Source organism: Thiosocius teredinicola (assembly GCF_002009425.1).
Classification (GTDB): domain Bacteria; phylum Pseudomonadota; class Gammaproteobacteria; order Chromatiales; family Chromatiaceae; genus Thiosocius; species Thiosocius teredinicola.
This window is the reverse complement of record NZ_CP019936.1, coordinates 3,111,248-3,135,806: the sequence shown is the minus strand read 5'-3', so window position 1 is coordinate 3,135,806 and position 24,559 is coordinate 3,111,248. Positions and strand designations below refer to the sequence as shown.

The following is a 24,559-nucleotide window of genomic DNA, read 5'->3' as shown; positions in this document are numbered from 1 at the left end:
ACGGCTACGCGGCGTTCGGGTTGGCACCCAGCAACGCCGCAAAGTCGCTGATTTCTGCCGGTTTGATCAGCACGCCTGCGAAACCCGCGGCCTGGGCGCGGGCGTGATGGTCTGGTTCCTCCAGCCCCGTGTAGGCAATCATTCGGCAATTCGAGAGGGTTTCGTCTTCGAGAAGAATGCGGCAAACGTCCGTACCTTCCATGTCGGGCAGGGTCAGGTCGACCACCATGGCCGCGGGCTTGAGCGCCTTGGCGCGGTCAATTGCTGCGGTTCCGGTGTGGGCAATCTCGACGGTGTACCCGAGTGAGGCCAGTTGCTTGGCGGTGATATCGGCGAGCGATTCGTGGTCTTCAACGAGCAAAAGCGTTTGCGGTAGCGCAGCGCCATCGCTGGGCGCCGTCAGCGGGACACCTTCGGTGACTACCCTGGCGACCACTTCGATGAGGTCTTCGGCCTCGAACGGTTTGGAGATGAACTCGCTGAACCCCCAAGACATGCAACGTTCGCGTTCACCCTTCATGGCGCTGGCCGTGAGCGCGATCACAGGCGTTTGTAATCCGGCCTCTCTGAGACGTTGCAAGGTCTCGCGGCCATCAAGATGGGGCATCTGCAGATCCATGAGTATTACGTCGAGCTCTTCGCCTCGTCGTGACAGGTCTTCGACTCGTTCGAGTGCCTCGATACCATTGGATGCGGTGACGACGTCGGCGCCGGCATCGCTCAGGTATTGCTCGATCAACGCAAGAATCGGCTGAACATCGTCGACCACCAGCACTTTGCCGCGGATATCGGTACGCCGGCGTGGACGTTCGCCACGCGCAGGGTCGCGCTCGTTGCCCTGATTCTTGATGTGCTCAATGTGGTCTTCGACGTTCTCGACCGGCAGCAGAAAAGTGAAGGTGCTCCCTGCATTGACTTCACTCTCGACCTTGATCGTGCCGCCGAGCACCTCGGCGATGCGTTGGCTGATCGCCAGTCCAAGCCCCACACCGCCGTGGCGCCCCGATGCGGACGTCGCGGCCTGTGCAAAAGGCTGAAACAGCTCATCGATCTGTTCGTTGTCGATGCCCGGGCCGGTATCGATGACTTCGAAGGCGATGAAGGGCTGTCGGCCGATCTCGCGGGCCTTGATGGTCACCGATACCTCACCCTCATCGGTGAACTTCACCGCGTTGCCGACAAGATTCATCAGGATCTGGCGAACGCGGACGGGGTCGGACAGTGTGCGCGTCGGCACTTTCGGGCCGACATTCAGCGAAAAGCCGAGGCCTTTTTCTGCTGCCCGCATGTTCATCGTCGATAGCAGATCGTGGCCGAGGTGCCGGATATCGATCGGCTCGGGTTCGATGGTGACCTTGCCCGCAATGACGCGCGATAGGTCGAGCAGGTCGTCGACCAGGCTCTGTAAATAGCGTGCGCTGTCGATAATCTCGTCGAGGTCTTTGCGATCCTGCGATTTGACGGCGCGCCGCGCCATCAGCTCTGCATAGCCTAGAATCGCCGTCAGCGGCGTGCGGATCTCGTGGCTGACCTTGGCCAGGAAGCTGTCTTTGGCGCGGTTGGCCTGTTCCAGCGCCTCTTTGGCCTGCACGATCGATTGCTCGGCCCGCTTGGCGTCGGTGACATCGAAGTGCACCCCGGACAGAAGGAGCGGTTTGCCGGCCGCGTCGCGCACGACACCGCCGCGCATGGCCAGCCAGATCTGTTCACCGTCATCGGTCAGAAAGCGAAACATCACATCGATGTCGGCATCGTCGTCATCGTCGTCTGTGCTGAGGATGGCGCGTTCGATGACCGCTTCGACCTTGGGAAGATCGTCGGGATGAATGTGCGACAGCATGTCGGTCGCGGGCATCGTGTCGTCGACGGTTTCATCCGTCAGCTCGGCGAGAATCGAGTCTGAGGTCAGCTTGTTGGTCTCGAGATCCCAGGTCCACGAGCCGATGCCGGCAAGCGCCGTTGCCAGGTAGCGCCGCGTGTGCTCGTTCTCCAGGCGTTCGCGGTATGTGGTGCCGCCAGGTTCGCGAACGAAACTGACCAGGTAGCCATTGTCCACCGGACGAACCCGGACCGTGTAGGGTACGCGGTTGACGCTCCACATGAATTCGTTGATGCGTCCCGCCGCTGCGGCTTCGTCGGGCGTGCCATGCGGCATAGCTTGCTCGATGGCACGGGCGAAACTGACATCGCTCAACGCCTGGGAATAGGGTACCGGCAGGTCGCGCACATCGACCTTCAGCAGATTGCGCGCTGCCTGATTGACGTAATAGAGCCGACCCTGTTCGTCGAGTGCGATGACAGGGTCGTGCAATCCGTCTACGGCTTCGAGCACGCGGGCAGCGGCTGTTGCTGTGGGAGAGAGGTGCTCGTCGTACATTTATGGGGAACCCGCTACACCATCATCGAACAGGAGGACATCTCCCCTTGCGGGGAGGGTTTTCAGTGCAGTTCGCTAACATCGATGTGGTGCTTCTCGATGCGATAGCGCATCGTCTGTCTGCTGATCCCCAGGAGTCCAGCGGCTTTCGTCACGTTGCCGCGCTTCCGTTTCAACGCTTCCTCGATCATCCTGCGCTCCATTTCATCGAGGCTGATGCTGCCGTCAATCGGGAACACGATCTGGTTGCCGTTCTCGGGCATCGACGGTGGCGGCGCGGATGATCCAAGCTGCAGCCAGCGTGGGTCGAGTGAGTTACCTTCGGAAAGCAACACGCATCGCTCGATCACGTTTCGCAGTTCACGCACGTTGCCGGGCCAGTGGTAAGCCTTCAGCTTTTCCCAAACCTCGTGCGGCACCGTTTCGATCTTGCGGTTGGTGCGCTCGTTGAACTCGGCAACAAAGGCGGTAACGAGGTCTTCGATATCTTCCAGTCGCTGCGAGAGACTCGGCAGCACGATCTGAAACACGCTCAAACGGTGATAGAGATCGCTACGGAAGCGGTTGGCGGCGACCTCGGTCTCGAGGTCGCGGTTGGTTGCCGCGATGATGCGCACATCGATCGTTATCTCGCGATTGCCGCCCACCCGTCGGATACGTCGATCTTCGACGGCCTTCAACAGCTTGGCCTGCAGGCCAAGTTCCATTTCGCCGATCTCGTCGAGAAACAGTGTTCCGCCGTGCGCTTGCTCGAACAGGCCTTCGCGACGGCCCTTGGCGCCGGTGAATGCGCCGGCCTCGTGACCGAACAGCTCGGATTCGAGCAGTTCATCGGGCAGGGCGGCGCAGTTGACTTCGACCATCGGTCCTTCCGCGCGCGGGCCGCCATAGTGGAGGATGCGCGCGGCCAGCCCCTTGCCGGTACCTGTATCGCCACGCAATACCAACGCGCTGAAATCGGCTTGGCCGATCTGGCGTAGCAGGTGGCGTGTCTCCTTGGCGCGTTCACTACGCCCGATAAAGCGTTCTGCGCCATTCTTCGCCGCCTGATTCGCCGACTCGTTCAGCAGGCGACGGTGAGCCCGCGCACTGCGTGCGGCGCGCTGAATCGCGAGGTCGAGTCGCGCATCGTCGACCGGCTTTTCGAGAAAGTCGTGCGCGCCCAGGTGCAATGCGCGCACCGAATCGGGAATCGTGCCGTACGCGGTCAGCAGAATCCATTCGCCTTTGACGGTCGTCGTTTCGCGCAACTCGTCGAGCAGGTCGAGGCTGGTGCCATCCGGCAGGTTCATGTCGGCGAGCACCACCAGCGGTTGCAGGCCATCGTCGATGAAGTAGCGGCGAGCGGAGGCAATGTCGTCGGCGAGCATGACATCCCAGCCCTGTTTCACAAAGCGGCGTTGCATTTCTTTGCCGAGCAGGAGCTCGTCTTCAATGATCAATAAGGAATCAGACATCGGTGCAGGGTAGATCCAGAGTTAGGGCTTGAGAGTCATTGGCGTTGACAAAGTGGGCCAACCTTCCACCGTTGTCTCTCGCAAAACGTTCGGCGACGACCAAGCCGATTGAGCGACCGTCTCCTGAACGCACCAGGGTGGTCTGGTGAAAGCCATCGGGCGCACCCGCGGCATATTCGTCCGCCACCTTGAAATCGATCTGTGCCCGTCCATTGCTGCGCCGAAGTTCTACGCGCAGTGGATCGGGATGGTAGGTATCGACGACGTGGTCGAGCAGGCTGAACAACGAAGCCCGGAACGTGTTGCGCGGCAAAGAGCACTCAATGCCGGTGTCGCCGGAGACGTCGACTGTCCCGAGTTGCGGAATACTGTCGCGTGCAATGGCGACCACATCGTGCACTTCATCGGCCAGGTCCAGGCGGCGCGGTTGCTCCGGCTTCGCGCTGACGGACTTGACGGTACCGGTGACCAGCGTCAGCAGTCGATCGACTTCGTGTAGCGTCATATCGAGCCGCTGCTGATGTTCTTCGTTCGACAGATCTTCGCGCAGACTCGAACATGCGGCGCGGATGGCGGCAAGCGGGTTACGCATCTGGTGGGCCAGTTGTCCGGCAAGTGCGCGTAGCGCAACGCCACGTTCCGTGCGCGTCAATTCGGTAGCTGCCGCCAGGCGTGCATCCTCCGCGTCGCTCATCGGATCGTTGGCACGTGCTTGAGCGTCGCGATCAACATCACTTTTCACCTTCAGTTGTTGAAACATCGTCGTGTCGCAAGTTACGGGTTGGTCGAAGATGGGTCTCCATCGCCTCCCGGTCTCGTCGGAGCAAGCTCCATACCAGACGAAAAAACCTCGACGAAACAACGCGGCACAACCGGGGCCGAGCGGGATATCGGCTTATTTGCACCTAAAAAATGGCTTATTTCAACCGTTTTGTGTTTTCCGACCAGTTTCCCGGCCCCGTGTTTGGCCGAGCCCATCGTGGCATCGACCTTGCAATTCACGGTGAACAATGAGCGCTGGCAGTCGCTGCGCTCGACATTCCCACCAACGGCAGTGAATGCAGCGATGACAGGGCTCGAAAGGCGTGCGGAGAAACTGTGGAACCCGTTCCGGGCTTTCATCGGCGCGCAGGCCACCGCCAGCGCGCTCCTGCTGCTCGCGCTGCTTGCGGCTTTGTTCATGGCCAACTCGCCGCTGGCTGAAACACTCGAACACCTCAGCCACTTCGAACTCGGGTTCGTCGTCGGCGGGAACACGGTAACCTGGTCGTTGCTGCACCTGGTCAATGACGGCTTGATTTCGCTGTTCTTCTTTCTCATCGGCCTGGAGGTCAAACGCGAGTTGCTGGCGGGCGAGTTGAAAGACACCGACCGCGTCAAGCTGTTGGCCGGAGCGGCGCTGGGCGGGATGGCGGTGCCGGCGATTCTCTATGCGACGGTCAATGCGAGCATGGGGGGCGGCGTGCCTCACGGCTGGGGCATTCCGATGGCCACCGATACAGCGATCGCGATCGGTGTGCTGGCCGCGCTCGGTTCGCGGGTGCCCAAGAGCGTTATCGCCTTTCTGGTGGGTGTAGCGATACTCGACGATATCGGCGCCATCCTGGTGATCGCGCTGGTCTACACCGAAACGCTGCACATCACGCCGTTGTTGGTCGCAGCAAGCTTGCTGCTTGCGCTGATCCTGCTGAACGCACTTGGGGTTCGTCATCCCTTCGGTTACACCGTGCTGGGCGTGTTGATCTGGGCCGCGATCGTACAGTCGGGCGTACATGCCAGCATTGCCGGCGTCGTGGTTGCCGCGGCTGTTCCCGCGCGGCCGCAGGTCAAGGCAGCGACGCTCAAACGCCGGGTGCGCGATCTGGTGGGCCGGGTATCGACGAGGGCCAGCGCGCACGATGTGCTGGCCGAAGCCGAAACGCATGAACGAATCGTCGAAGTCGAGCGTGTCGCCCAGGCAGCGACCACACCGCTGCGCCGCTGGGAGAATGGATTGGAGCTGCCGGTGGCGTTGATCGTCCTGCCACTGTTTGCCTTCCTCAACGCCGGTATCGTGATCGACCGTGCGGCCTTCGATGAACTGGCGTCCAATCCCGTGTCGCTGGGAATTCTTGCCGGTCTGATTTTGGGTAAGCCGATTGGTATCGTCGGCGGTGTGTGGTTAAGCGAGTCTCTGCGCTGGGCCAAGCGACCCGATGATATGAACAACCGTCGCTTGATCGGTATCGGCCTGTTGTCGGGCGTGGGGTTCACGATGTCTACCTTCATTGCTCACTTGGCACTGGGCCAGGGTGGCGATGGCCTGGCGGTCGCCAAACTGGCCATCGTGACGGCCTCTCTGGTCGCTGCTGTCGCGGGTTACCTGGCGCTACGCATGGCCGCCGACCCTCGCTGATTCGTCGACTTTTCAAATTCACCCGCGCGATCTCACCGGCACGGTCTGGCGGCCAAGGGCAACTGGCGCATATCCGCCGGCATTGGCCGATTCGCATGCTTGGGACGCCGGGGCTGTAAACGGTACGGCCCGTTTTTCAAGGGTTTAGGTCTTTCTGGGCGTTGGCCTCTCGATTGCTTCGCTATCAGCGATGCCCGGACCAGGTCGGGTCAGGAACCGAGAGGGATGATGAGATGAATCAGGTAGCACGTGCGGATGAAGCCACGACGGCGCATTCGCCCATTCTCGAACCGGGGCGCAACTGCTGGCTTGTCGAGGAGGCCTCGCGCGTCGGCGTCGTGATCGACGCGGCAGATTATTTTGCGGCCTTCGCCGAAGCCTGCTTGAAGGCCAAGCGGCAGATAGTGATTCTCGGTTGGGATTTCGACCGGCACGAGCGCTTGCACCGTGATGACGAGCCACGTGACTACCCGGATGAACTCGGCGCCTTTCTGGTTCACTTGGTCAAGCAGCGTCCCGAGCTGAACGTGTACCTGCTGTCGTGGGATTTCAACATGATCTACGCGGCGGAACGCGAGTTGCTGCCGGCTCTGCGTCTGCGTGCCCAGGCGCCGCCGCGTTTCCATTTCCGTCTCGATGGGCGTCATCCCAAAGGTGCGTCGCACCACCAGAAGATTGTTGTTGTCGACAACCAACTCGCCTTCGTCGGCGGCATAGACTTGAGCCGATGGCGCTGGGACACGCACGAACATGCACCGGACGATCCGCGCCGGGTCGATCCGAACGGCAAACCTTATCCACCGTTTCACGACATGATGTTTGTTATCGAGGGTAAGGCGGCGGCGCGGCTCGGCGAACTGGCGCGTGAACGCTGGCATCGGGTCAATCGCCGTCGTATCAAGGATGTGCCGTCCGGCCTAGAAAGCCCGTGGCCGGACTGCGTCCAGCCGGTATTGCACGATGCCGAAACCGCTATCGCGCGCACTTTTCCCGCGTACAACGGCAACGACGCGGTTGATGAGGTCAAGCGATTGCATCTCGATATGATCGCTGCAGCCGAGCGCTTCATCTACATCGAGAACCAATACTTCACCGCACGTTGTCTTGCTGATGCGATTCGCAATCGCCTGAGAGAGAAGAACGGCCCCGAGGTCGTTCTGGTGCTGCCGGAGCATACCGGCGGCTGGCTTGAACAGGTGACCATGGATGTACTGCGCGCCAGGGTTGTCGCCCGGATGCAGCAGGCCGATGAGCACGGGCGGCTGCATGTCCTTTATCCACACCGCGAGGGTTTGGGCGACACGTGCATCAGCGTGCATGCAAAGTTGATGATCATCGATGATCGCGCCTTGCGCCTGGGATCAGCCAACGCCAGTAGCCGTTCGATGGGTCTCGATACCGAATGCGATGTCGCGATCGAATCGCACGACAGCGGAGACGACGTCGGCCTGTTCATCACCGACTTCCGGCGCCGCCTGATGGCCGAGCACCTTGGCCAATCCGTTGAGCGGGTGGAGCAGGCCGAGTCGAAACACACAACGTTGATCGATGTAATCGAAGAACTGGGCAGCGATGAGCGCGGCCTCAAACCGCTGGATTGCAGCGTGTCTGAATCGCTCGACGAAGCCGTGCCCGATTCGGGCCTGATTGACCCTACGGAGCCGTTCAGCGGTGATTACTTTATGCAGCAATACGTACCCAAGGAACGACGCAAGACGGGCCGCAAACGGTTGTTTATCTTCGTCGGCGTGATTGTCGCGTTGCTGGCACTGGCGGCAGCGTGGCGTTGGACGCCATTGCAGGAGTGGGCGACACCCGAACGCATGTCGCAGTTGTTGTCGGCGGTACCGTCGGAAGAGGGGCGCGCAGCTGTGGCCATCGGTGGCTTTGCGCTGGCCAGCCTGGCGATGATCCCGTTGATGTTGTTGGCCGTCGTCGCCGGCATCATGTTCGAAGGGTGGAAGGCGTTCCTGTTTATTCTGGCGGCCGCATTGCTCTCGTCGGCAACCGGTTTTCTCGCCGGCCGGTTCATCAGTGGCGATACCTTGCGCAGATTGGGTGGCACGCGCTGGGAACGCGTCAGCCGTCGTCTCGCCAAGCGCGGCATCGTCGCCGTGGCCGTGTTGCGCTTGGTGCCGATCGCGCCGTTCGCGGTGTTCAACCTGGTGGCCGGCGGCTCGCATGTGACACTGCGTCAGTTCATGTTGGGCAGTCTGCTTGGTCTCGCGCCGGGCCTGGGGGCGATCACGTTGTTCTCAGACAGCCTTTGGCAGACCGTGCAGAACCCGTCGGCGAGCAACATCGCTATCGTCGCGGCGGTCGGTGTGCTGCTGTTGGGGTTCACCTGGTTTGCCCGGCGTTGGCTGAGAACCGCTTAAGCACAGTGATGCTTCGTCATGCGCGTGGCTACGTACAATGTGCACGATTGTGTCGGTCGTGACGGGCGCTTCGATCCGCTGCGAATCACAACGGTGATCAACGAACTCGATGCCGACGTGATCGCCCTGCAAGAGGTGACACTCGATCACGGAGGCGACCTGCTGCGGCAGTTCGAGGCGGCAACCGGCATGGTCGCCGTCGATGGCACCTTGTTCGCGCGCGGCGTCGGTCACTACGGCAATCTCTTGCTCACCCGACATCGGGTGGTCGGTAACCGGTCACACGACATCGCATTCGGCAGCCGTGAACCGCGTGGCGTGGTCGACGCGGTACTGCATGACGGCAGTGACCATTACCGGGTGCTGGCTACCCATCTCGGCTTGTCGCTGGGCGAGCGGCGCGATCAGTTGGCACGCCTGGCCGCGCTGGTGAACCGCAACGGCGCGCCAACCATATTGCTTGGCGACTTCAACGTCTGGTGGTCACGCCGGCCGCTGGCGCTGCTCGCGAGGCGTGGTTTCGAACATTGCGCCGTGCGCAGTTTCCCGAACTGGCGGTGGCCGCTGGCCGCGTTGGACCGTATCTTCGTCAGCCCGCCGTTGAAGCAGCGCCATTGCCGCAGGCACACCAGTCGGTTGGCAAGGATCGCCTCGGATCACTACCCGGTGGTCACCGAGGTCACCCGTCAGAAAATCGAATAGTTCCTGAATTTGCCGGCCGGAGTTCGCCTGCGCCGTCGGCCGAACGAAAACTGATATGCTCCAGTTGCCCGGCCAAGGTGCGGCTGCGCCGCCAAGCGGCAAGGCCCCGGTCGGATGTCGAGGCTGACGGAGTAGCAAGTGACGAGCAACGATACCAACAAGAAAAAACGGATGACACGCATCGGACGCGGCATCCTCATTGTGTTTACCGCGCTGATGGCATGGCAGGTCGCCCGTTTGGAGTTTCTCCAGGAAGAACGTGCATTGCGCAGCGAACTTCGGCAATCGATCGAGACGACCTTTCCGACATTGGCCGAGGCGGCGCGCGAGCGCTACCGCTTGATCAGGTTGACCGAAGCACAACCGGGCAGGGATGAGGTCGTGCTTGTGCACGGGGTCGATGACCCGGGCAAGGTGTGGATGAATCTGGCCCCGGCATTGAGTGCACAGGGGTTCGGCGTCAGTGTCATGAACTATCCGAATGACCAGCCGATCCATGATTCGGCACAGTTATTTGCCGACGCGTTGCAAGCCGAGCCGATGCGCGATGTGCGATCGATCTCGATCGTGGCCCACAGTATGGGCGGTTTGGTCAGTCGAGAACTGCTGACGCACCCGAACCTGGTCTGTGCACCGCCCACCTGCTACCGCCCGCACGTCGACCGCCTGATCATGGTGGGCACTCCCAATCATGGCTCTCACCTGGCAATGCTTCGCGAGCTCGGCGAAGCAAGAGAGCAGTTGTACCGGATATTCACCGGGCAGGCAGGCTGGTTCGATGGTTATTTCGACGGCGCGGGCGAGGCGGGCATCGACCTGTTGCCCGACAGCGTTTTTCTGACCGATCTGAATGCAAGGCCGCACCCCGCAGGCACGCAGATGTACGTGATCGCCGGGGTGATGGGGCTCGAGGAGGCACAGCAACTTGCCGACCTTTTCGAATCGGAGGCCGACGAGAACAGACTACGTCAGCCGCTACCGCTTGCCGAGTCTATTGGCGATGGCCTGGTCAGCTTCGATTCGGCACGTCTCGATGGCGTTCCCTTGTATCGTGTGCCGGGCAATCATCTGTCGATCGTGCGCAACGTCAGCATGACCAGCGATCGGGTGCCGCCGGCGCTGCCGATTGTATTCGACCTGCTCGGTGGCGAAGCACCGGTGATCGATTGAGCAACCCTTCAGCCGGCCTTGAACGAATTCAACAGCTGTTGATAGGTGAGCTGATCGCGCTCGAAGAAATGCAGCGTCGGCGCCTGGTAGGTCACAAGGTAGAATCCCGCATCGGTTGCGAACCCATGTGCGATGCGCTCGTAGCGCAGTCCGTCGTGGCTGACGAAACGCACATGGAGTCGAAATGCGTCGTGGCCATCGACCGTACTCGGCGAGTTCGACAGGACCTCCAGGCTCGGCAGGCCGTTGCTATCGCTTGCTTTCATCTCGGCAATATAACGATCTGCCAGTTCGGCGGGCAGCAGGTCGGTGCCGGCATCCTGCTCTGAATTTTCGAAGGCCTTTTCGTGTTCGCGAAATGCCACGCTGATCTGCTGCACCCCAACGCCGTCGCGTGTCACGTACAGAGTCTCGAAGACCTTGACGCGCACCCAGCCATCCGGCAGATCGAGTTCGTAGCGTGGGTCGGTGTAGTGGGCGTTGGTGTTGTCCACCCGGGTCCAGGTGCCGGCGCAGCCGCCAAGCAATAGGGCCAGGATCGATACGATAAAAAGTTTGTACGGCATGGTCTTCCTTTACGGTTGCAGTCGTTGCAGATAACGGCTGACGTAGGCGCGGTCTTGCGCCTCGGGCGATAGCGCAAGGTAGCGTTCGAACGCTGTCGACGCCTCGTCATTCTTGCCCTGTTTCATCAGCAATACGCCCATTGAACGGTAAGCCGGCGCGAAGTCGGGTGAGCTGGCGATGCTGTCGGAAAACGCCTCTACCGCCAGCTCGGCGTCGCCTTCGGCATTGCGCAGGCGATAGGCCTCGCCGAGGAAATAGTCTGGATGAGCGGTATAACGACTGCGCAACTCTTGGTTGCCGAGTATCAGCAACAGCACCTTGTAGTTGTTCATTTCGAGATAACGCGTCAGCGTGAATTCGCGTAGCGATCGCGTGTGTTGCAGAAAAGTCTCTGCGTTCAGCGTTCCGTCTGATCCAGGGGCTTCCCGGGCCAGCGTTTCAAAGGTATCGATCCGATCTTGCAGCTTTGGGTGGCTGCTGAACAGGAACGGTTGTTCGATCTCGAGGACCACCACCTCGTCGAGCAGCTTCTTGAATGTCTTGGCCGCTTCGCGCGGATCGTAGCCGCTGGCAACAATGCGCGCGTAGCCGTCGCTATCGGCCTGGCGCTCATAGGTGCGCGAGTAGCCTGAAAGAATACCCTCGGTAAGCAGCGTGCCGGACAAGGGGATACCGGTCAGCGCTGTTAGCGTGATGCCCACCATCACTGCGCCATCTGCGCTGTTGCGCTGGCGCAGCGAATGCTGGCGAATGAAGTGCGAGGCCTCGTGGGCGAGGATGGTCGCCAGCTGCGCCTCGTTGTCCAGGCGGGCGAGCAGGCCGGTGTTGAAATAGATGTGGCCATTCGGCAGGCAGAAGGCGTTCAGGTGCGGCGAATCGAGCAGTTTGACCTTCAGCGTCCCGACGAACTCGGGATACAGGCGATCCATCACCGATTGCACATAGGCCTCGAGGATGTCGTTCTCGAACGTCAGGTTGCGCTTTCTGATCGTTTGTTCGAGATTCTCGGCTGCATACCAAAGCCGGCTTTGGTCCTCGGTCAGGTTGGCCGCGTCGCTGCCGGCGTCCAGGTCGCGCACCGGGGCATTACTGCAAGCCGCGAGCATAAGGCACCCAGCGAGGCTGAAAATCAAACGCGGTCGCTGCATCACTGAGCGTTCTCGACCGCGGCGGTTTGCGGTTTCAAGGCGGGGTGTTCCTTGAACAACTCGGTCAATGCGGTGTCGACGTCTGCGCGGTTGCGGAAGGAACGGCTGGATGCAGAGGCGGTGTAGTTCAGCCACAACACATCGCCGCTTTCCAGGTCGACCAGTCCGCCGATCAGAAAGGAGTGCCCCATTGGTATACGCGCGCTGAACGCGGCGGCCACGATGAAAACGGCCTTGCGGCCCGATGAAGAGATGACATCTTCGCCGAACAGAAACAGCGCCTTGTCAGCCCCGGTCTTGTCACGCAGAAACGCCAGGCCGGGCCCGATCGTGTAGTCAAAGTGATCGGATTTGTGCTTCCACGCCGCGGTCTGCGGTCCGATCATCGTGTGCCCGACGGCAGCGCCGCCGACGATGTCAAACAATGCGATATGTTCATCGAGCATTCTCTTCTCGTCGTCGCTCAACTCGGGAAGGTCGATGATCTCCAGCTTGCCTCGCAGCGGGCCATCGACAAGCGCGTGATTGATGTGTCGCTTGGCTTCATCGGTCCAGGTGGGGACGGCTTCGTGCAGACCACTGGCCGACATCTCTTTGACCTCCACTGACAGCGGGAGCAGAAGCAGCCTCTGCGGTTGGGTCGACAGCGAGGCTTCGCCCTCCAGCACACGATGGTGCAGTTTTTGGCTCGGCCCCGACGCACAGCCAGCCAGCAGGGTCAGGACGATCAGCAAGCCCGGGAGGCGAGGCCGTGTGAAATCCAACATTGCTATTCGTTCTCTTCCATGGGGAGGTCTGCCGATTTTATCAGTTTGTTCAGCTGGGCCGTGGGAACGAGTATCATCGATAGGTCCGTATCTGGTGACGGGATCGGAGTAGCGATCATGAATCCGAATGAATTGTCGATGGTGGTCAAAGCCATGACTTTCGCGGCCGACAAGCACAAGAATCAGCGGCGTAAAGATGTGGCCGCGTCGCCTTACATCAACCATCCGATCGGCTTGGTCGATGTGTTGGTGCACGAAGGCGGGATTACCGATGTGGCGATCCTGGCGGCTGCCTTGCTCCACGATACGATCGAAGATACCGAAACCACGGCCGACGAAATCGAGTCGGAGTTCGGCGCACTGGTCTGTTCCATCGTGCTCGAGGTCACGGATGACAAACGCCTCGACAAGCAGGCGCGCAAGCAGATGCAGATCGAAAAGGCGCCCGACCTGTCGGTCGAAGCCCGCGCGGTGAAACTGGCCGACAAGATCTGCAACCTACGCGATGTGATCTGCAGTCCGCCCAGGGGGTGGGAAGTCGAACGCTGTGATGCCTATATCGAATGGGCGAAAGCGGTCATTGACGGTCTGCGCGGGCATCATCCGAAACTCGAAGCGGTGTTCGACAGTACCTACGCCAGCCGTCTGGAATCCTGAATGATGTCGTCTTGCCAGCGCGGGGTTGGGGCAGCTCAGGAAGCATAGTGCCTGCGCGTCGCCTCGATCTGCTCAGTGATCTCTTTGCGTAACTGCTGTGGCGCCAGCACCTCGACGTCGGCACCGTGCTTGAGGATCTCCATCAAGAGTTCCCGACTTTGCGCGTAAGGCACTTCGAGGATCAGGTGGTCGCCATCCCAATTCTGTGTCTGTCTCGGGTGCCAGGTCTCGTTCGCCACCCAGCGCGATGCGACCGGCGAGAAGCGTAGTCGGGCAAGTTGATCGGCGCGGCCGCCGAAGATGCCGAAACCGCTGCCCATGGCCGTATCCAATCGCTGTTTGCCGACACTGCGCGCTTTGCTGTTGAGTAGCTGTACGCCGCGGCAGGCGTCGAGGGCGAACAAACGCAGGTCATTGACCTGGTGGCACCAGGCGAGCAGGTACCAGTTTTCGCGGTAGTGCAGAAGACGCTGCGGTGAGACCTCGCGTTCGCCGAGTTCGTCGCGGCTGCGCGTGTAGTAGGTGATGCGCAGCCGGCGCCTGCGCACCGTGGCGGCAGCCACCACCTCGAACCCTTCGCTGCTACCTCTCTTGGTGGCCGAGTGCAGGATCTGGATGTACGACAATACGTCTTGAGGGTCGTCGTCTGCCGTGCCCAGCAGCTGCGTGATGCGCGTTAGCAGCGCCTGCGATTCGGCAGGTATCAGGCCTGGCTGCATGCTACCCGCCAATTGATGCATCATCAGCAGCGCGTAGATCTCGCTCTGGTTGAACCACAGACCGCGAATCCCATAGGCATGGTTCGGGTCGGTCTGATCTCCGCCGAGATAGTAACCTCCCGGTTGCCCATCCACCCCGCGCCGCCACAGGATCGGTGCGCCCAGTCGATCGCGCAGGTACTCGATATCGCGCTTGAAGGTGGCGCGCGAGATCTCCAGTTCATCGAGAAATCTGCGAATGCCGACCGGATGGCGGCTGTACTCGAGCATATGCACGATCTGATGGATGCGTTCGGTCTGGCTCATTTCCCGTCGTCCGACAGCGGTTGCCGATAACGGCCATTTTACCAGCCAACTGGCTCATTTTATGAGCCAGTTATCGCCGCATGCTGTCGGCAACGGCAGGCATCCGGGTGCTGCATGGCAGCTCCGATGTCGGTGTCGGCATCAACCTCGCTGGGAAAGGAGCAAGCTATGGCGAACTGGCAAGACAATCTGGAGATCATCGGCGCGGAACTGTTTCAGCGGTACCGCAAGCGGCTGATGAAGAACGGGATCGCGTTGGAGATCTGGCAGGACTATCCGGGGCTGTCGCTACCCGATCTGTGGGTAAGGGTGCACGCCGGTCGACAGATTCTACTCAACGGCGACGACTTCATCGCATTGCAGGCGATCCGCGACGGTTCGTGGGATAGCTATCGCCGCTCCGTGCCGATACGCGAGAAGAACGCCGGTCTGCGACAGGACCGGTTGTCGCAGGTGATGGTACGGGTGGGTGCCACGATATTCGCTGCCTTTTGCCTGCTTACGATCATCGGCATCGCGATACGCCAACCCGGCTTGGGGGCGATGATTGTTCTGGCGGCACCGTTGGTGAGCGTCGTTTATCTGAAGCGGCGAAGCAGGCGGGCACACGCCACTAGCCCGGCATGGCAATAACGCAATTGCGTCCCTGGCGTTTGGCCGTCAGCAACCCCTGGTCGGCCCGATCGAGCAGGTCGGCAATGCTTCTGGTCGTGCTGCCGGCCTGAGCGACGCCGAGGCTGATGGTTACGTCGAGCGGCCCGACCGTGGTCTTGATCGGTTCCGAGCCGACGAACTCGCGCAAGCGCTCTGCAACCTGCACACCGGCTTCCAGATCGGTGTTAGGCAGAACCACGGCGAATTCTTCTCCCCCGTAGCGCGACAACAGATCGTCGTCCGACAGTGCCCGGCTGATGCGTCGTGACACGATCAACAGCACCTCATCACCGACGGCGTGTCCATGCTCATCGTTGATCGGTTTGAAGCGATCGATATCGATCATGATGGCGGTAAACGCGTGACCGTCGCGCACAGCGTTGGTCATTCGCCGACCCGCAGTCTCGTCGAAGCTACGGCGGTTCATCAGGCCGGTGAGCGGATCTTCGCGTGCCTGGCGCTGCAATGTGTAAATCGGGCGCAGCACAAACAGGCCGATCGCAATAGCGGCCGTGATCGTGAGCAGGCTCATTGCGATGCCCAGATAGATGCTCTCGCGCTGACCGTCACGGATGGTCTTGGCCAGTTCATCTTCCGGTGCGTAGACACCCATGACCCATTGGTTCTGGCCGTGCGCCAACAGCGGAACGAACATGCTCACGTAGCGTTTGTCGCCGATATTGAAGGTGTCGTAGTGGGTGTAGTTGAGGGCGATCAGATCGGGGAAGCGCTGCTTCAGGCGGGAGCCGGCCCGCGCTGTGATCTCATCCATTTCGTGCAGGCGTTTGAGGCGCAGGTTGCTGCCATTGTCGCGCTGCGCGAGATCGGCAGCGTTGGGGTGGGCCAATACGCTGCCGTTGCTGTAGACGATGAAGGCCGCGCCGGATTTACCGATGCGTTGTGCGGTCAGGAAGTCCGATAGCGCGGAAAGCTCGATGTCTGCGCCCATCACGCCGGTGAGTTCGCCGTCCCGGTTGTAGACGGCGCGCGCCACCGTCAGTCCCGGCCGCTGCGAGGTATAGAAAATATAGGGATCGGTCCAGACCTCACCATCCGCCACCGTGGCGCGTTCGAACCAGGGGCGTTTGCGTGGATCGTAGGTGTCGTCGACATCGAACTGGCGATCCAGTTGATTCAACTGGGCATCGCGGTTGATCAGTTCAACGCGCGATTCGTCCGGCTTGGAGTTCTGCACGATCTTGCTCAGAAAGCCACCGAGCGATTGGGCATTGTGGCGCTTGCTGAATACGAAGTTGCCTTCGGTGTCGCCGAAGTACAGACCATCGATCTGTGGGATCACGCGCAGTTGTTCGAGGAAATAGCGTTCGAGCTTCTTCGGGTTTCTGCACGATAGTAATCCGGCTTCGAAAAGGCTGGATGCGAGGGATACGCTGTCTTGTGCCTGGCGCAGATAGCCGACCGCGTTCTCGCGGGTTTCATCGACGACATTCTGCAGGAGTTCGTGGGTGTGTTCTCGCAATGCCTGATCGGCGGCGAATTGCTGCGACGCCAGCACGACGAAGACCGTGAAGGCCTCGACCAGAATCAACAGGCCCAACAGGCTGATCAGCAAACCGTGTTTGCGTGAAGACCGTTCGGCACGATGTCGGATAGGCAACGTCATTCAGTTGTTGATTCTTTGTTGCATTCTTACCTTGTCTGCGCCGGCTTCGTCTTGCAAAGAACAAGACAGTTGCTCAACCGGGGCATAGATAGCGCTATGCATCCCGTAGATCGGCCAGCGCCGAGTGCAGTGATCGACGATGGCCGGTGCGGCGACAAATCTCACGCTGCAGCAGCGAGCGCGCAAAACCAGATGTAGGGAAACGCTTTGGCTCGGAAGTCGGCCGTTCATGCGTCGCCAAATCACAACGGGCGGCGACGCCATTTTGGCACCATTAGCCTCGTTGGCATAGACGTATCGGGCATTGACACAGGCAGGCCCGCTTTTGCGTGATTGTCAAGAGGGTCTCGCCACCCGGAATTCGCGTCTCAAGACCGTTGCGGCTCACAGACCGATCGGTCAAATGATCGTTGGGAGCAAATCGCGACTCCGCGAAGGCATGAGTTAACCCCATCTGGGCCCGCCGTCCGTATCAATGCATGAGAGAACTGTCGATACAAGGAGAATCAATTATGCAGTTGTTGAAAGTCGCAGCCATTGCGGCAGCCATCGCGTTGACCGGCTGCACCGCCAGTTTCGAGCCATCGAGTAGCAAAACCCGGATGCCGGCGCCGTCGGCACCGCCACCATCTGTAGAGCAGAGCATCGGCCTTGCCAGCCCGATCAGCGCCGTACTGCACGGCGGGCCGGGGCAGATAGTCGATCGAGAGCGCTATGCAGAAATCGAGAGTCACGGCATCAAGCTTGTAGCCAAAGAGCCCGTCTCGACGTTCAGTATCGATGTCGACACCGGGTCATACAGCAATGTCAGAAGAATGCTGATGGAGGGGCATATGCCGCGCAAGGACGCCGTGCGCGTTGAAGAACTGATCAACTATTTTGCCTATGACGACCCGGCGCCGCGCGATCGGACGAAGCCGTTCCTTGTATCCACTGAACTGGCCCCGACGCCGTGGAATCGGCAAACGCGCCTGCTGCGGATCGCGTTGAAGGCCTGGGAACTGCCCGAGGCGCAATTGCCGCCGAGCAATCTGGTGTTTCTCGTCGACGTTTCCGGATCGATGCACGCCTCCGACAAGCTGCCGTTGCTAAAACGATCGATCAAATTGCTGACCCGGCAGCTACGACCGCAAGATCGCGTCAGCCTCGTCGTCTATGCTGGTGCTGCCGGTGTCGTGCTCGAGCCCACCCCCGGCGACCGCCAAGCCGTTATCGAAAATGCCCTCGACCAATTGAGTGCGGGCGGGTCGACGCATGGCAGCGCCGGCATCATGCTGGCCTACGCCAAGGCCCGTGAGGCATTCATCGAACGTGGGGTGAACCGGGTGATCCTGGCGACCGATGGCGATTTCAACGTCGGCACGGTCGATCACCGCGCCTTGCTCGACCTGATCGAACGTGAACGCGAAGCGGGCGTCTCGCTCAGTGTGCTGGGATTCGGAACGGGCAACCTCAACGACGAAACCATGGAGCAGCTGGCCGATCATGGCAATGGCAATTACGCGTATATCGACAACCTGATGGAGGCACGCAAGGTGTTGGTCGAACAGGTGGGCGGCACGCTGCTGACCGTGGCGAAGGACGTGAAGATCCAGGTCGAGTTCAACCCGGCCCGGGTAGCGGAATATCGACTGATCGGCTACGAGAATCGTGCCCTGCAGCGTGAGGATTTCAACAATGACCGTGTCGATGCCGGCGAGTTGGGTGCGGGTCACAGCGTGGTGGCCCTGTACGAGATCGGGTTGGTCGGCGAGGGCGGATCGCGGGTCGACCCGCTGCGTTACGACGACCAGCGCCGGCCGTCATCGCCCCCGTCGCACGTTGCCGAGCTTGCCTTCGTGAAGCTGCGCTACAAACAGCCTGACGCCGACGTCAGCGAGTTGCTGCAGTATCCTGTTCTCGAACGGCAGTCCACGACGGCTGCATCTGACGATTTCCGGTTCTCGGCCGCCGTTGCCGCCTTCGCCCAGCGCCTGCGCGGGTCGGCGTTCATCGAGGACTTCGACTACGCCGATATCCAACAATTGGCAGGCGGCGCGCGAGGGCAGGATGTCGCCGGCTATCGCTCTGACTTCCTGCAACTGGTTAAACTCGCCGCAGACTTGCAGCCGGTCAAAGGTGCGATGGTTGGGCAACATTCGGATGACGCAGACCGATGAACAGCTGATGAAACGATATTGCGATGGCGAAGGTGAGGCCTTTGAGCAGCTCTACCGGCGCCATCGCGGTCCCGTATTTCGCTACGTTAAACGTCTGTGTAGCGAAGGTACGGATGTCGAAGCGGTGTTTCAGGATACCTGGATGCGTGTGATCGGCCGTCGTGACCAGTGGCGGCGCGATCAGTTGTTCAAGCCGTGGCTGTTCCGCATAGCGCACAACCGGGTGATCGACCTGTGGCGGAGTGAAGGACAGCAGATTGCCGATGACGACTGTGCGCCCGATGAGCTACCTCACCAGGGATTGGCGCAGGAGACGATCGAGTTGTTGCGTGATTGCGTGCAACGCCTGATGGCGTTGTTGTCGGCGTTGCCCGAAGTTCAGCGCAGTGCATTCCTGTTGAAGGAAGAGGCCGGCCTCAGCCTGGCGCAGATCGGCGAGGTCACCGGCGTTGAACGCGAAACCGTGAAGAGCCGGCTGCGCTATGCGATGCAGCGACTACGGCGCGGCCTGGACGGATGCGATGACTGATCTCGACGACGAACACATCGCGGCGTTGTATCGGCGCACCCGCGACGATCAGCCGACGGCCGACAGCGATCGATTGATTGTCGATGCCGCACGGCGTGCTGTCGCCCGACGTCGGCGTCAATGGGTGGGGCAGTGGCTGGCCGTGGCGGCGACACTGGTGCTCGGCGTCGGTGTCGGCTGGCAGGTCTGGCTGTCGGATGAAGAGCTCGAATTTGAGGCGCCGAGTGAAATCGATGTGGACGGCGCGCCGCCTGCTGCGCCTGCGGCGCCGATCACCGAGCCGACACCCCGTGGTGCGCCACCGGGGCAGAGTCGTCCTGCGCCGGGGGCTGACCATCCGCTCGGCTGGCACGCGCTGCCGGCGCCGCCGGCCCAATCGTCAACAGAGTCTTCTGCCGCATCGCCCGCTGGTGCGCCGCTCGCGCCGACCTTGAAAGATGCGGTGCGCGGCGAGCTCAAACAGCGTCAGCAGCGGCTGTCTCCCTCCGCCATCGTTGCGATGCCGCAATGCCCGGATGCGCTACCGCTCGACATTGACGATCAAGCCGCCTGGCAGCGGGCAATCGATAAGGCGCGTGAACAAAATGACCGGCAAACACTCGATTGTCTGCGCATGCATTACCATCAGCGATTCGGCGTACCGGCACGGTAGTCCGGTGCGTGTCACCAGATGGCGATCACCGGGTGGGTGAACTCGATGTTGGCCAGGGAGCGCGGGCCGCCCGGCGGGGCGAAGTGCATGAGCGTTGCGTTGACCTCGGGCGGGATTGCGCCGACGCGATGCACCAGGTCTTCGCGGTCGATGCCCTGACGGATCAGAAAAACCACGTAGCTGTGCCATAGCGCCATCGCATTGATGCTGCCCGGGTCGGTCAGCTGTGCATCTCGTGCCGCACCGGCGACGCCGGCATCGAGATCGGGCAGCGACATCAATCCCCGCGTCTGGGCCAGCATCGACCGTATCGGCTCCAATCGGCGCCATACTGAGTCAGCGACGCTGATGGCGCGCGGGCTCGAACCCGGTACGTCGATGTAGCGGTCGGCGGGGTGCAGACAGCCGGCATGCAGCAGTGGAAGCTCGAAAGGCGACACGCCGGACAGCAGCAGGGCGGCGTGCGCTGCGACTTTCGGATCGGCCACCACGATCAGCGAGCTCAATTCGGCGACAGTCAGTTCGCGCGGCAGCACCGGCAGGTTGGGTGGCGGTGCGTTCGCCGGTCCGCCGTGGCCCGGCTGGTAACCCAGGTGCGCATTGGCCTGCGGGGCGCCCAGGGCCTGCGCCTGTTCGCCGGGATAGATACGAATGCCGAGATAGGGCGGGGTGGCAGCCGGTTTGCTGCGTTCGGACAGGTATTCGACAAGCCAGGTGGCCAATAGCGCCAGCGCAAAGGCGATCCCCAGCGCGATCAGGATGTCGCGCTCGTAATCCGGGTAGATCGGCGTTGTCGGTTCACGCGCCCATTCGACGACCTGGATCGGGGGAAACTTCTCAAGGTTGGTGACCTGAATGGCGGCCAGGCGTTCCTTGTTCTCGGCGTACAGGCGTTCCAGGCGCGCCAGGCTTTCTTCGAGCGCCTTGAACTCTTTGAACTGCTCGGTAAACGATTGCACGTTCTTCTGGTGGTCGGCGTGTTTGCGTTCCAGTTCCTCGACCGAGACCTCGGCCGCTGCAACTGCCTGCAGCGCCTCGTCGCGCACCGTGACGCTGGCGCGCTCGAGCGTCTCGGTCAGTTCGATCTTGAGTTCTGCGACCTCGTCGGGCAGCGCTTTGAGTTTCGGGTCGCGCTCGATATACACCTGGGTGTACTTGCTGCGCAGATTCGCCAGCTGCGATTGCTTGCGGCGCAACTCGCGCTGCAGCTTGCTGACTTCGGATTTCAACTCGTTGGGGATTACGGTTTCGCCGCGCGCGATCGCCTCTTCCACTGAGCGTTGATGCGCCTGCGCATCCACCAGTTTCTCGCGCGCCTTGTTGACGGAGTCGTTGAGACCTTTCAGGCGCGACAGGCTGCGGTTTTCGGACCGCTCCAGGCTGATGATGTCGTTGTCTTCGCGAAAAGCCAGTATCTCGGCGCGCGCCGCTTCGATCTTGCCTTCGAGTTCGACCTGTTGGTCTTCGATCTCGGCGGAGGTTCGGGCAGTGATTTCTTCGATCTGTCGGGCGCGCAGTTTTTCGTAGTACTCGGCCCATAGGTTCACGATCTGCTTGAGCGCGGCCGGCTCGGTGCCGTCGGCGCGCAGTTCGAGCAGGTTGGTGCTGGGCACCGCGACCACGTCCAGCTGTTTGCGCAGGTCGTCCGCTGTGAGGTCAAAGCCGCTGCTACCCTCCATCAGGTGGCGCGAGAGCTCGTCCAGCATGTCGTCGCCGAGCAGCAGCCGGCTCTGGATCGTGACATGCTCGACATCGGCCGCGGCACTGCGGGTGTCCACCGCCTTGGGCTTGACCGTGAGTACCGACGCACTGGCGCGGTAGACCGGCGAGCGGCCGTAGACGAACGCTGCGCCGATAGCGACGCCCAGGAGCAAGACGAGAAAGAAGACCTTCCAGCGGCGCCAGCCGCGTTTTTCGTGGGCCGGTTCGGCGTGTTGTGGTCCCTGGACGAGTTCGACGCTGGGCAGCAGCGGTGTGTTCACGTGACGTAGTTCCTGGTTGACGATTTTTTTCGGCAATAGCGATGCCGCTTGGGCCGTTCCTGGCCCATAAGGCGATCATGCCATGCGTCGGCCAAAGCGCGAAGTGTACCCCTAGGCGCCGGTCGATGTGTCGGCCCGGCGTGACGCAGTTGGCACGTCGTGAGCTGGAACTGTGTCGAAAGACGGCGTTTGGGCGGGCGCCACGCTGTGCTCCACCGTGTGGCCATTCACATCGCTTCAAAATGACATGAATTAACGATATATAACAAATAGTTGTAATTAATTATTAATGTTGATTATCGATATTCTGGCATGCTGCGGCAAGCTGGTCAGGGGCCCTCACCGTGGCCGTTGCAGCAGCGTTCGAGCAGCGCCGTCTTCAATTGTTCGAGGTCGGCGCATGCGGCAATGGCGGCGGCATCGAGGCAACACAGCGGCGCGTCGTCTTGCAGCCGAAATACCGCCGGCAAGCTTTGTCGTGTGTCTGGGTAGCGTTTGCAGAACTCGTCGCGGTGTAGGAATTCGCACCGGCAGTCGAGTTGCTCGACGAATGCCTGCCACTGCCGGCGCTCGCTGAAGTAGCCGTGCGTCAGCGAGCACAAGGCGCACTGATAGGTCGATGGTGAGAATATCTTGTGGCCGATGTCGGCGAGCGTGTTGAACAAACCGCTGTCGGCGTTGTAGACGAACAGCAACGACCCTGGTCGGTCGTTCATGCGGCGGAGTCGGAACGTCGGGTCAATGTTCTGGTGAGTTTTACCGCCAACAGCGCCCAGGGTGCGCCGTGGAACACCAGGTCGAAGATGTCGAGCGGCTTGGTGAGCGTGCCGTTGAACAGCATCTTCAGCTTCTCCCAGACATGCGGCTCGGGCACGAAAGGCGCAAGGCCGAGTGTCAGCGCGATCATGATGAACAATCCAAGCGGTTGGCGATCGATCCAGTTCACGGTAGTCCTGCTAAACGATAGTTGGGTTATATGCCGATCCGACGAGGGCTCGCAGTTGCGGGTAATGTTCGAGATCGTCGATGTCGTCGACGTCGCGCAACGCAGGTAGCTCAGTCCACGACCAGTTCAACGCGCTGAGGCGGCTGCGCGTCGTGCTCAGCACCTCGCCGGTTCCCCAGGGTACCCGATCGAACAGACGTTGATCGAGTCGTCGTGCGCCGATCAATACATAACCGCCATCCAGCGCCGGCCCCAAGACCACGTCGTGGTCATCGAGCGCGCGGAACGCGGCGGTGAGAAAAGGTGGATCGATAGCCGGGCAGTCGCTGCCGATCAACACGACCTTCGCGCAGGCTTGCAAGGCACACTGCATGGCGTAAAACATGCGTCGACCGAGATCGTTGCCGCGTTGCTCATGACAGGTCATGCCATAGCGATGCAGCAGATCGCCTATCCATTCATCAAGCGGTGGGTCATCGTGTGGCGGGGCGTCGAGCCACAGCTCGCGGTGCTGCGCCGTCGACTTCGCTGCGGTTGCGAGGGTCTGTTGCGTCATGGCGCGGTGCAGTCGGGTAGCCCCTTCGGTGCCAAGCGTGGGAATCAGTCGTGTCTTCACCCGGCCGGCCACGGCATTGCGTGCGAACACGATCAGGCATGTAGAGGAATCGGGCGATGTCATCGATACAGCTTCGCCAGCGTACTGGGTGGAACGCCCAGGGCGTAGGCCATGCGCAACCGCCACATCAACAGGATCGTGCGCACGATCCCGGCCGATTCCCAGCGCCGACTGGAGGTGACGATGCGCGGTTGTCTAAGACGCACTGGCCGCGCCAACGCTTTGAGCGACTTGCTCAGCGCGATGTCTTCCATCAGGGGGATCGACGGAAAACCGCCGAGCTGCTCGAAGATCGAACGCTGCACGAAGATGCCCTGATCGCCGGTCGCAATCCCGCTGGCGGCGCTACGAAGGTTCATCAGGAATTCGACCACACGAAGCAAACGCGCAGCACCGGACAGGCGCACATCGACAAAGCCCCATACCGGCGGCGAGGTTCGCTCCAGCAATGTTGCCGCCGCCGTGGGGGCGAGCCGCGAATCGGCGTGCACGAACCACAGCGTGTCTGCGCGGGCGAGCGCAGCGCCCGCATTCATCTGCGCAGCTCGCCCTCGTGCGGCGGTAGTCACCACGCTGTTGAAGGTGCCGGCGATCGAGCGGGTTGCATCATCGCTGCCGCCATCGACCACGATGATCTCCAGCAGTGCTTGATCACAGGTTTGTGCCGCCAGGTCGGACAGCAACAGCCCGATGGCCCGTGCCTCGTTGAGCGTCGGAATAATGATCGAAAGTGCTGGCGCGTGCGGCTGCATGC

The 24,559-nt window shown here is 61.2% G+C and carries 22 protein-coding genes; 9 read left to right on the top strand and 13 right to left on the bottom strand.

Features of this window, described 5'->3' with window-relative positions; all coding sequences use genetic code 11:
* Positions 1 to 4: 4 nt before the first annotated feature.
* The 3 genes from B1781_RS14895 to B1781_RS14885 all read right to left on the bottom strand — a co-directional run bounded on the left by B1781_RS14895 (position 5) and on the right by B1781_RS14885 (position 4,594).
* The gene (locus tag B1781_RS14895; protein ID WP_078120411.1) at positions 5 to 2,377 is read right to left on the bottom strand and encodes a response regulator; all 2,373 of its coding nucleotides are present in this window, start codon (positions 2,375 to 2,377) and stop codon (positions 5 to 7) included.
* Between the two features lie 62 nt (positions 2,378 to 2,439).
* On the bottom strand, positions 2,440 to 3,834 hold the full coding sequence (locus B1781_RS14890; protein ID WP_078120410.1) for a sigma-54-dependent transcriptional regulator: 1,395 nt from the start codon (positions 3,832 to 3,834) through the stop codon (positions 2,440 to 2,442).
* On the bottom strand, positions 3,827 to 4,594 hold the full coding sequence (locus tag B1781_RS14885) for a sensor histidine kinase (protein WP_078120409.1): 768 nt from the start codon (positions 4,592 to 4,594) through the stop codon (positions 3,827 to 3,829). Before B1781_RS14885 ends, B1781_RS14890 begins: the two co-directional genes overlap by 8 nt.
* Before the next feature lie 219 nt (positions 4,595 to 4,813).
* On the opposite strand from B1781_RS14885, the gene nhaA reads away from it, so the two are divergent.
* The 4 genes from nhaA to B1781_RS14865 all read left to right on the top strand — a co-directional run bounded on the left by nhaA (position 4,814) and on the right by B1781_RS14865 (position 10,479).
* Positions 4,814 to 6,229, top strand: coding sequence for a Na+/H+ antiporter NhaA (nhaA, locus tag B1781_RS14880; RefSeq protein WP_125932112.1), 1,416 nt, complete (start codon positions 4,814 to 4,816; stop codon positions 6,227 to 6,229).
* A 233-nt stretch (positions 6,230 to 6,462) separates the two neighbouring features.
* Positions 6,463 to 8,607 (top strand): VTT domain-containing protein, encoded by a 2,145-nt coding sequence (locus B1781_RS14875; RefSeq protein ID WP_078120407.1) that lies wholly within the window; start codon positions 6,463 to 6,465, stop codon positions 8,605 to 8,607.
* A gap of 18 nt (positions 8,608 to 8,625) precedes the next feature.
* Positions 8,626 to 9,309: an endonuclease/exonuclease/phosphatase family protein gene (locus tag B1781_RS14870; protein ID WP_078120406.1), complete on the top strand. Its 684-nt coding sequence runs from the start codon at positions 8,626 to 8,628 to the stop codon at positions 9,307 to 9,309.
* 138 nt (positions 9,310 to 9,447) lie between these two features.
* Positions 9,448 to 10,479, top strand: a complete 1,032-nt coding sequence (locus B1781_RS14865; protein ID WP_078120405.1) for an esterase/lipase family protein — start codon at positions 9,448 to 9,450, stop codon at positions 10,477 to 10,479.
* 8 nt (positions 10,480 to 10,487) lie between these two features.
* Here the strand turns inward: B1781_RS14865 and B1781_RS14860 are convergent, their stop codons facing one another.
* The 3 genes from B1781_RS14860 to B1781_RS14850 all read right to left on the bottom strand — a co-directional run bounded on the left by B1781_RS14860 (position 10,488) and on the right by B1781_RS14850 (position 12,961).
* Positions 10,488 to 11,045: a PsbP-related protein gene (locus B1781_RS14860; protein WP_078120404.1), complete on the bottom strand. Its 558-nt coding sequence runs from the start codon at positions 11,043 to 11,045 to the stop codon at positions 10,488 to 10,490.
* A gap of 9 nt (positions 11,046 to 11,054) precedes the next feature.
* Entirely contained in the window at positions 11,055 to 12,125 is a 1,071-nt protein-coding gene (locus tag B1781_RS14855; RefSeq protein WP_164513411.1) for a M48 family metalloprotease, read from the bottom strand.
* Between the two features lie 68 nt (positions 12,126 to 12,193).
* Positions 12,194 to 12,961, bottom strand: a complete 768-nt coding sequence (locus tag B1781_RS14850) for a hypothetical protein (protein ID WP_078120402.1) — start codon at positions 12,959 to 12,961, stop codon at positions 12,194 to 12,196.
* A 117-nt stretch (positions 12,962 to 13,078) separates the two neighbouring features.
* Here B1781_RS14850 and B1781_RS14845 point away from each other — a divergent pair, with 117 nt between their 5' ends.
* Entirely contained in the window at positions 13,079 to 13,618 is a 540-nt protein-coding gene (locus tag B1781_RS14845; protein ID WP_334223743.1) for an HD domain-containing protein, read from the top strand.
* Between the two features lie 35 nt (positions 13,619 to 13,653).
* Here B1781_RS14845 and B1781_RS14840 read toward each other — a convergent pair whose 3' ends face one another.
* Positions 13,654 to 14,643, bottom strand: coding sequence for a helix-turn-helix transcriptional regulator (locus B1781_RS14840; protein WP_078120401.1), 990 nt, complete (start codon positions 14,641 to 14,643; stop codon positions 13,654 to 13,656).
* A 168-nt stretch (positions 14,644 to 14,811) separates the two neighbouring features.
* Between B1781_RS14840 and B1781_RS14835 the strand changes: the two genes are divergently transcribed.
* Positions 14,812 to 15,276, top strand: coding sequence for a hypothetical protein (locus B1781_RS14835; protein WP_078120400.1), 465 nt, complete (start codon positions 14,812 to 14,814; stop codon positions 15,274 to 15,276).
* Here B1781_RS14835 and B1781_RS14830 read toward each other — a convergent pair.
* Complete coding sequence (locus B1781_RS14830; RefSeq protein WP_078120399.1) at positions 15,257 to 16,921, bottom strand: diguanylate cyclase; 1,665 nt, start codon at positions 16,919 to 16,921, stop codon at positions 15,257 to 15,259. The genes B1781_RS14835 and B1781_RS14830 overlap by 20 nt on opposite strands.
* A gap of 512 nt (positions 16,922 to 17,433) precedes the next feature.
* Here B1781_RS14830 and B1781_RS14825 point away from each other — a divergent pair.
* From B1781_RS14825 to B1781_RS14815, 3 genes are read left to right on the top strand one after another with little or no spacing between them, the layout of a single operon-like run.
* The gene (locus tag B1781_RS14825) at positions 17,434 to 19,080 is read left to right on the top strand and encodes a vWA domain-containing protein (protein WP_334223742.1); all 1,647 of its coding nucleotides are present in this window, start codon (positions 17,434 to 17,436) and stop codon (positions 19,078 to 19,080) included.
* A gap of 7 nt (positions 19,081 to 19,087) precedes the next feature.
* On the top strand, positions 19,088 to 19,609 hold the full coding sequence (locus B1781_RS14820; protein WP_334223741.1) for a sigma-70 family RNA polymerase sigma factor: 522 nt from the start codon (positions 19,088 to 19,090) through the stop codon (positions 19,607 to 19,609).
* Positions 19,602 to 20,261 carry a hypothetical protein gene (locus tag B1781_RS14815; RefSeq protein WP_125932111.1) on the top strand — a complete coding sequence of 220 codons (660 nt, stop codon included), beginning with the start codon at positions 19,602 to 19,604 and terminating at the stop codon, positions 20,259 to 20,261. The genes B1781_RS14820 and B1781_RS14815 overlap by 8 nt, the downstream gene beginning before the upstream one ends.
* Before the next feature lie 11 nt (positions 20,262 to 20,272).
* On the opposite strand, the gene B1781_RS14810 is transcribed toward B1781_RS14815, so the two are convergent.
* The 5 genes from B1781_RS14810 to B1781_RS14790 all read right to left on the bottom strand — a co-directional run bounded on the left by B1781_RS14810 (position 20,273) and on the right by B1781_RS14790 (position 24,557).
* Positions 20,273 to 22,243 (bottom strand): GumC family protein, encoded by a 1,971-nt coding sequence (locus B1781_RS14810; protein ID WP_164513410.1) that lies wholly within the window; start codon positions 22,241 to 22,243, stop codon positions 20,273 to 20,275.
* A 329-nt stretch (positions 22,244 to 22,572) separates the two neighbouring features.
* Positions 22,573 to 22,959 carry a hypothetical protein gene (locus B1781_RS14805; protein ID WP_078120394.1) on the bottom strand — a complete coding sequence of 129 codons (387 nt, stop codon included), beginning with the start codon at positions 22,957 to 22,959 and terminating at the stop codon, positions 22,573 to 22,575.
* Positions 22,956 to 23,150, bottom strand: coding sequence for an RND transporter (locus tag B1781_RS14800; RefSeq protein WP_078122085.1), 195 nt, complete (start codon positions 23,148 to 23,150; stop codon positions 22,956 to 22,958). Before B1781_RS14800 ends, B1781_RS14805 begins: the two co-directional genes overlap by 4 nt.
* Before the next feature lie 49 nt (positions 23,151 to 23,199).
* Positions 23,200 to 23,868 carry a TIGR04282 family arsenosugar biosynthesis glycosyltransferase gene (locus B1781_RS14795; RefSeq protein WP_078120393.1) on the bottom strand — a complete coding sequence of 223 codons (669 nt, stop codon included), beginning with the start codon at positions 23,866 to 23,868 and terminating at the stop codon, positions 23,200 to 23,202.
* Complete coding sequence (locus tag B1781_RS14790; RefSeq protein WP_078120392.1) at positions 23,865 to 24,557, bottom strand: TIGR04283 family arsenosugar biosynthesis glycosyltransferase; 693 nt, start codon at positions 24,555 to 24,557, stop codon at positions 23,865 to 23,867. The genes B1781_RS14795 and B1781_RS14790 overlap by 4 nt, the downstream gene beginning before the upstream one ends.
* Positions 24,558 to 24,559: the final 2 nt, after the last annotated feature.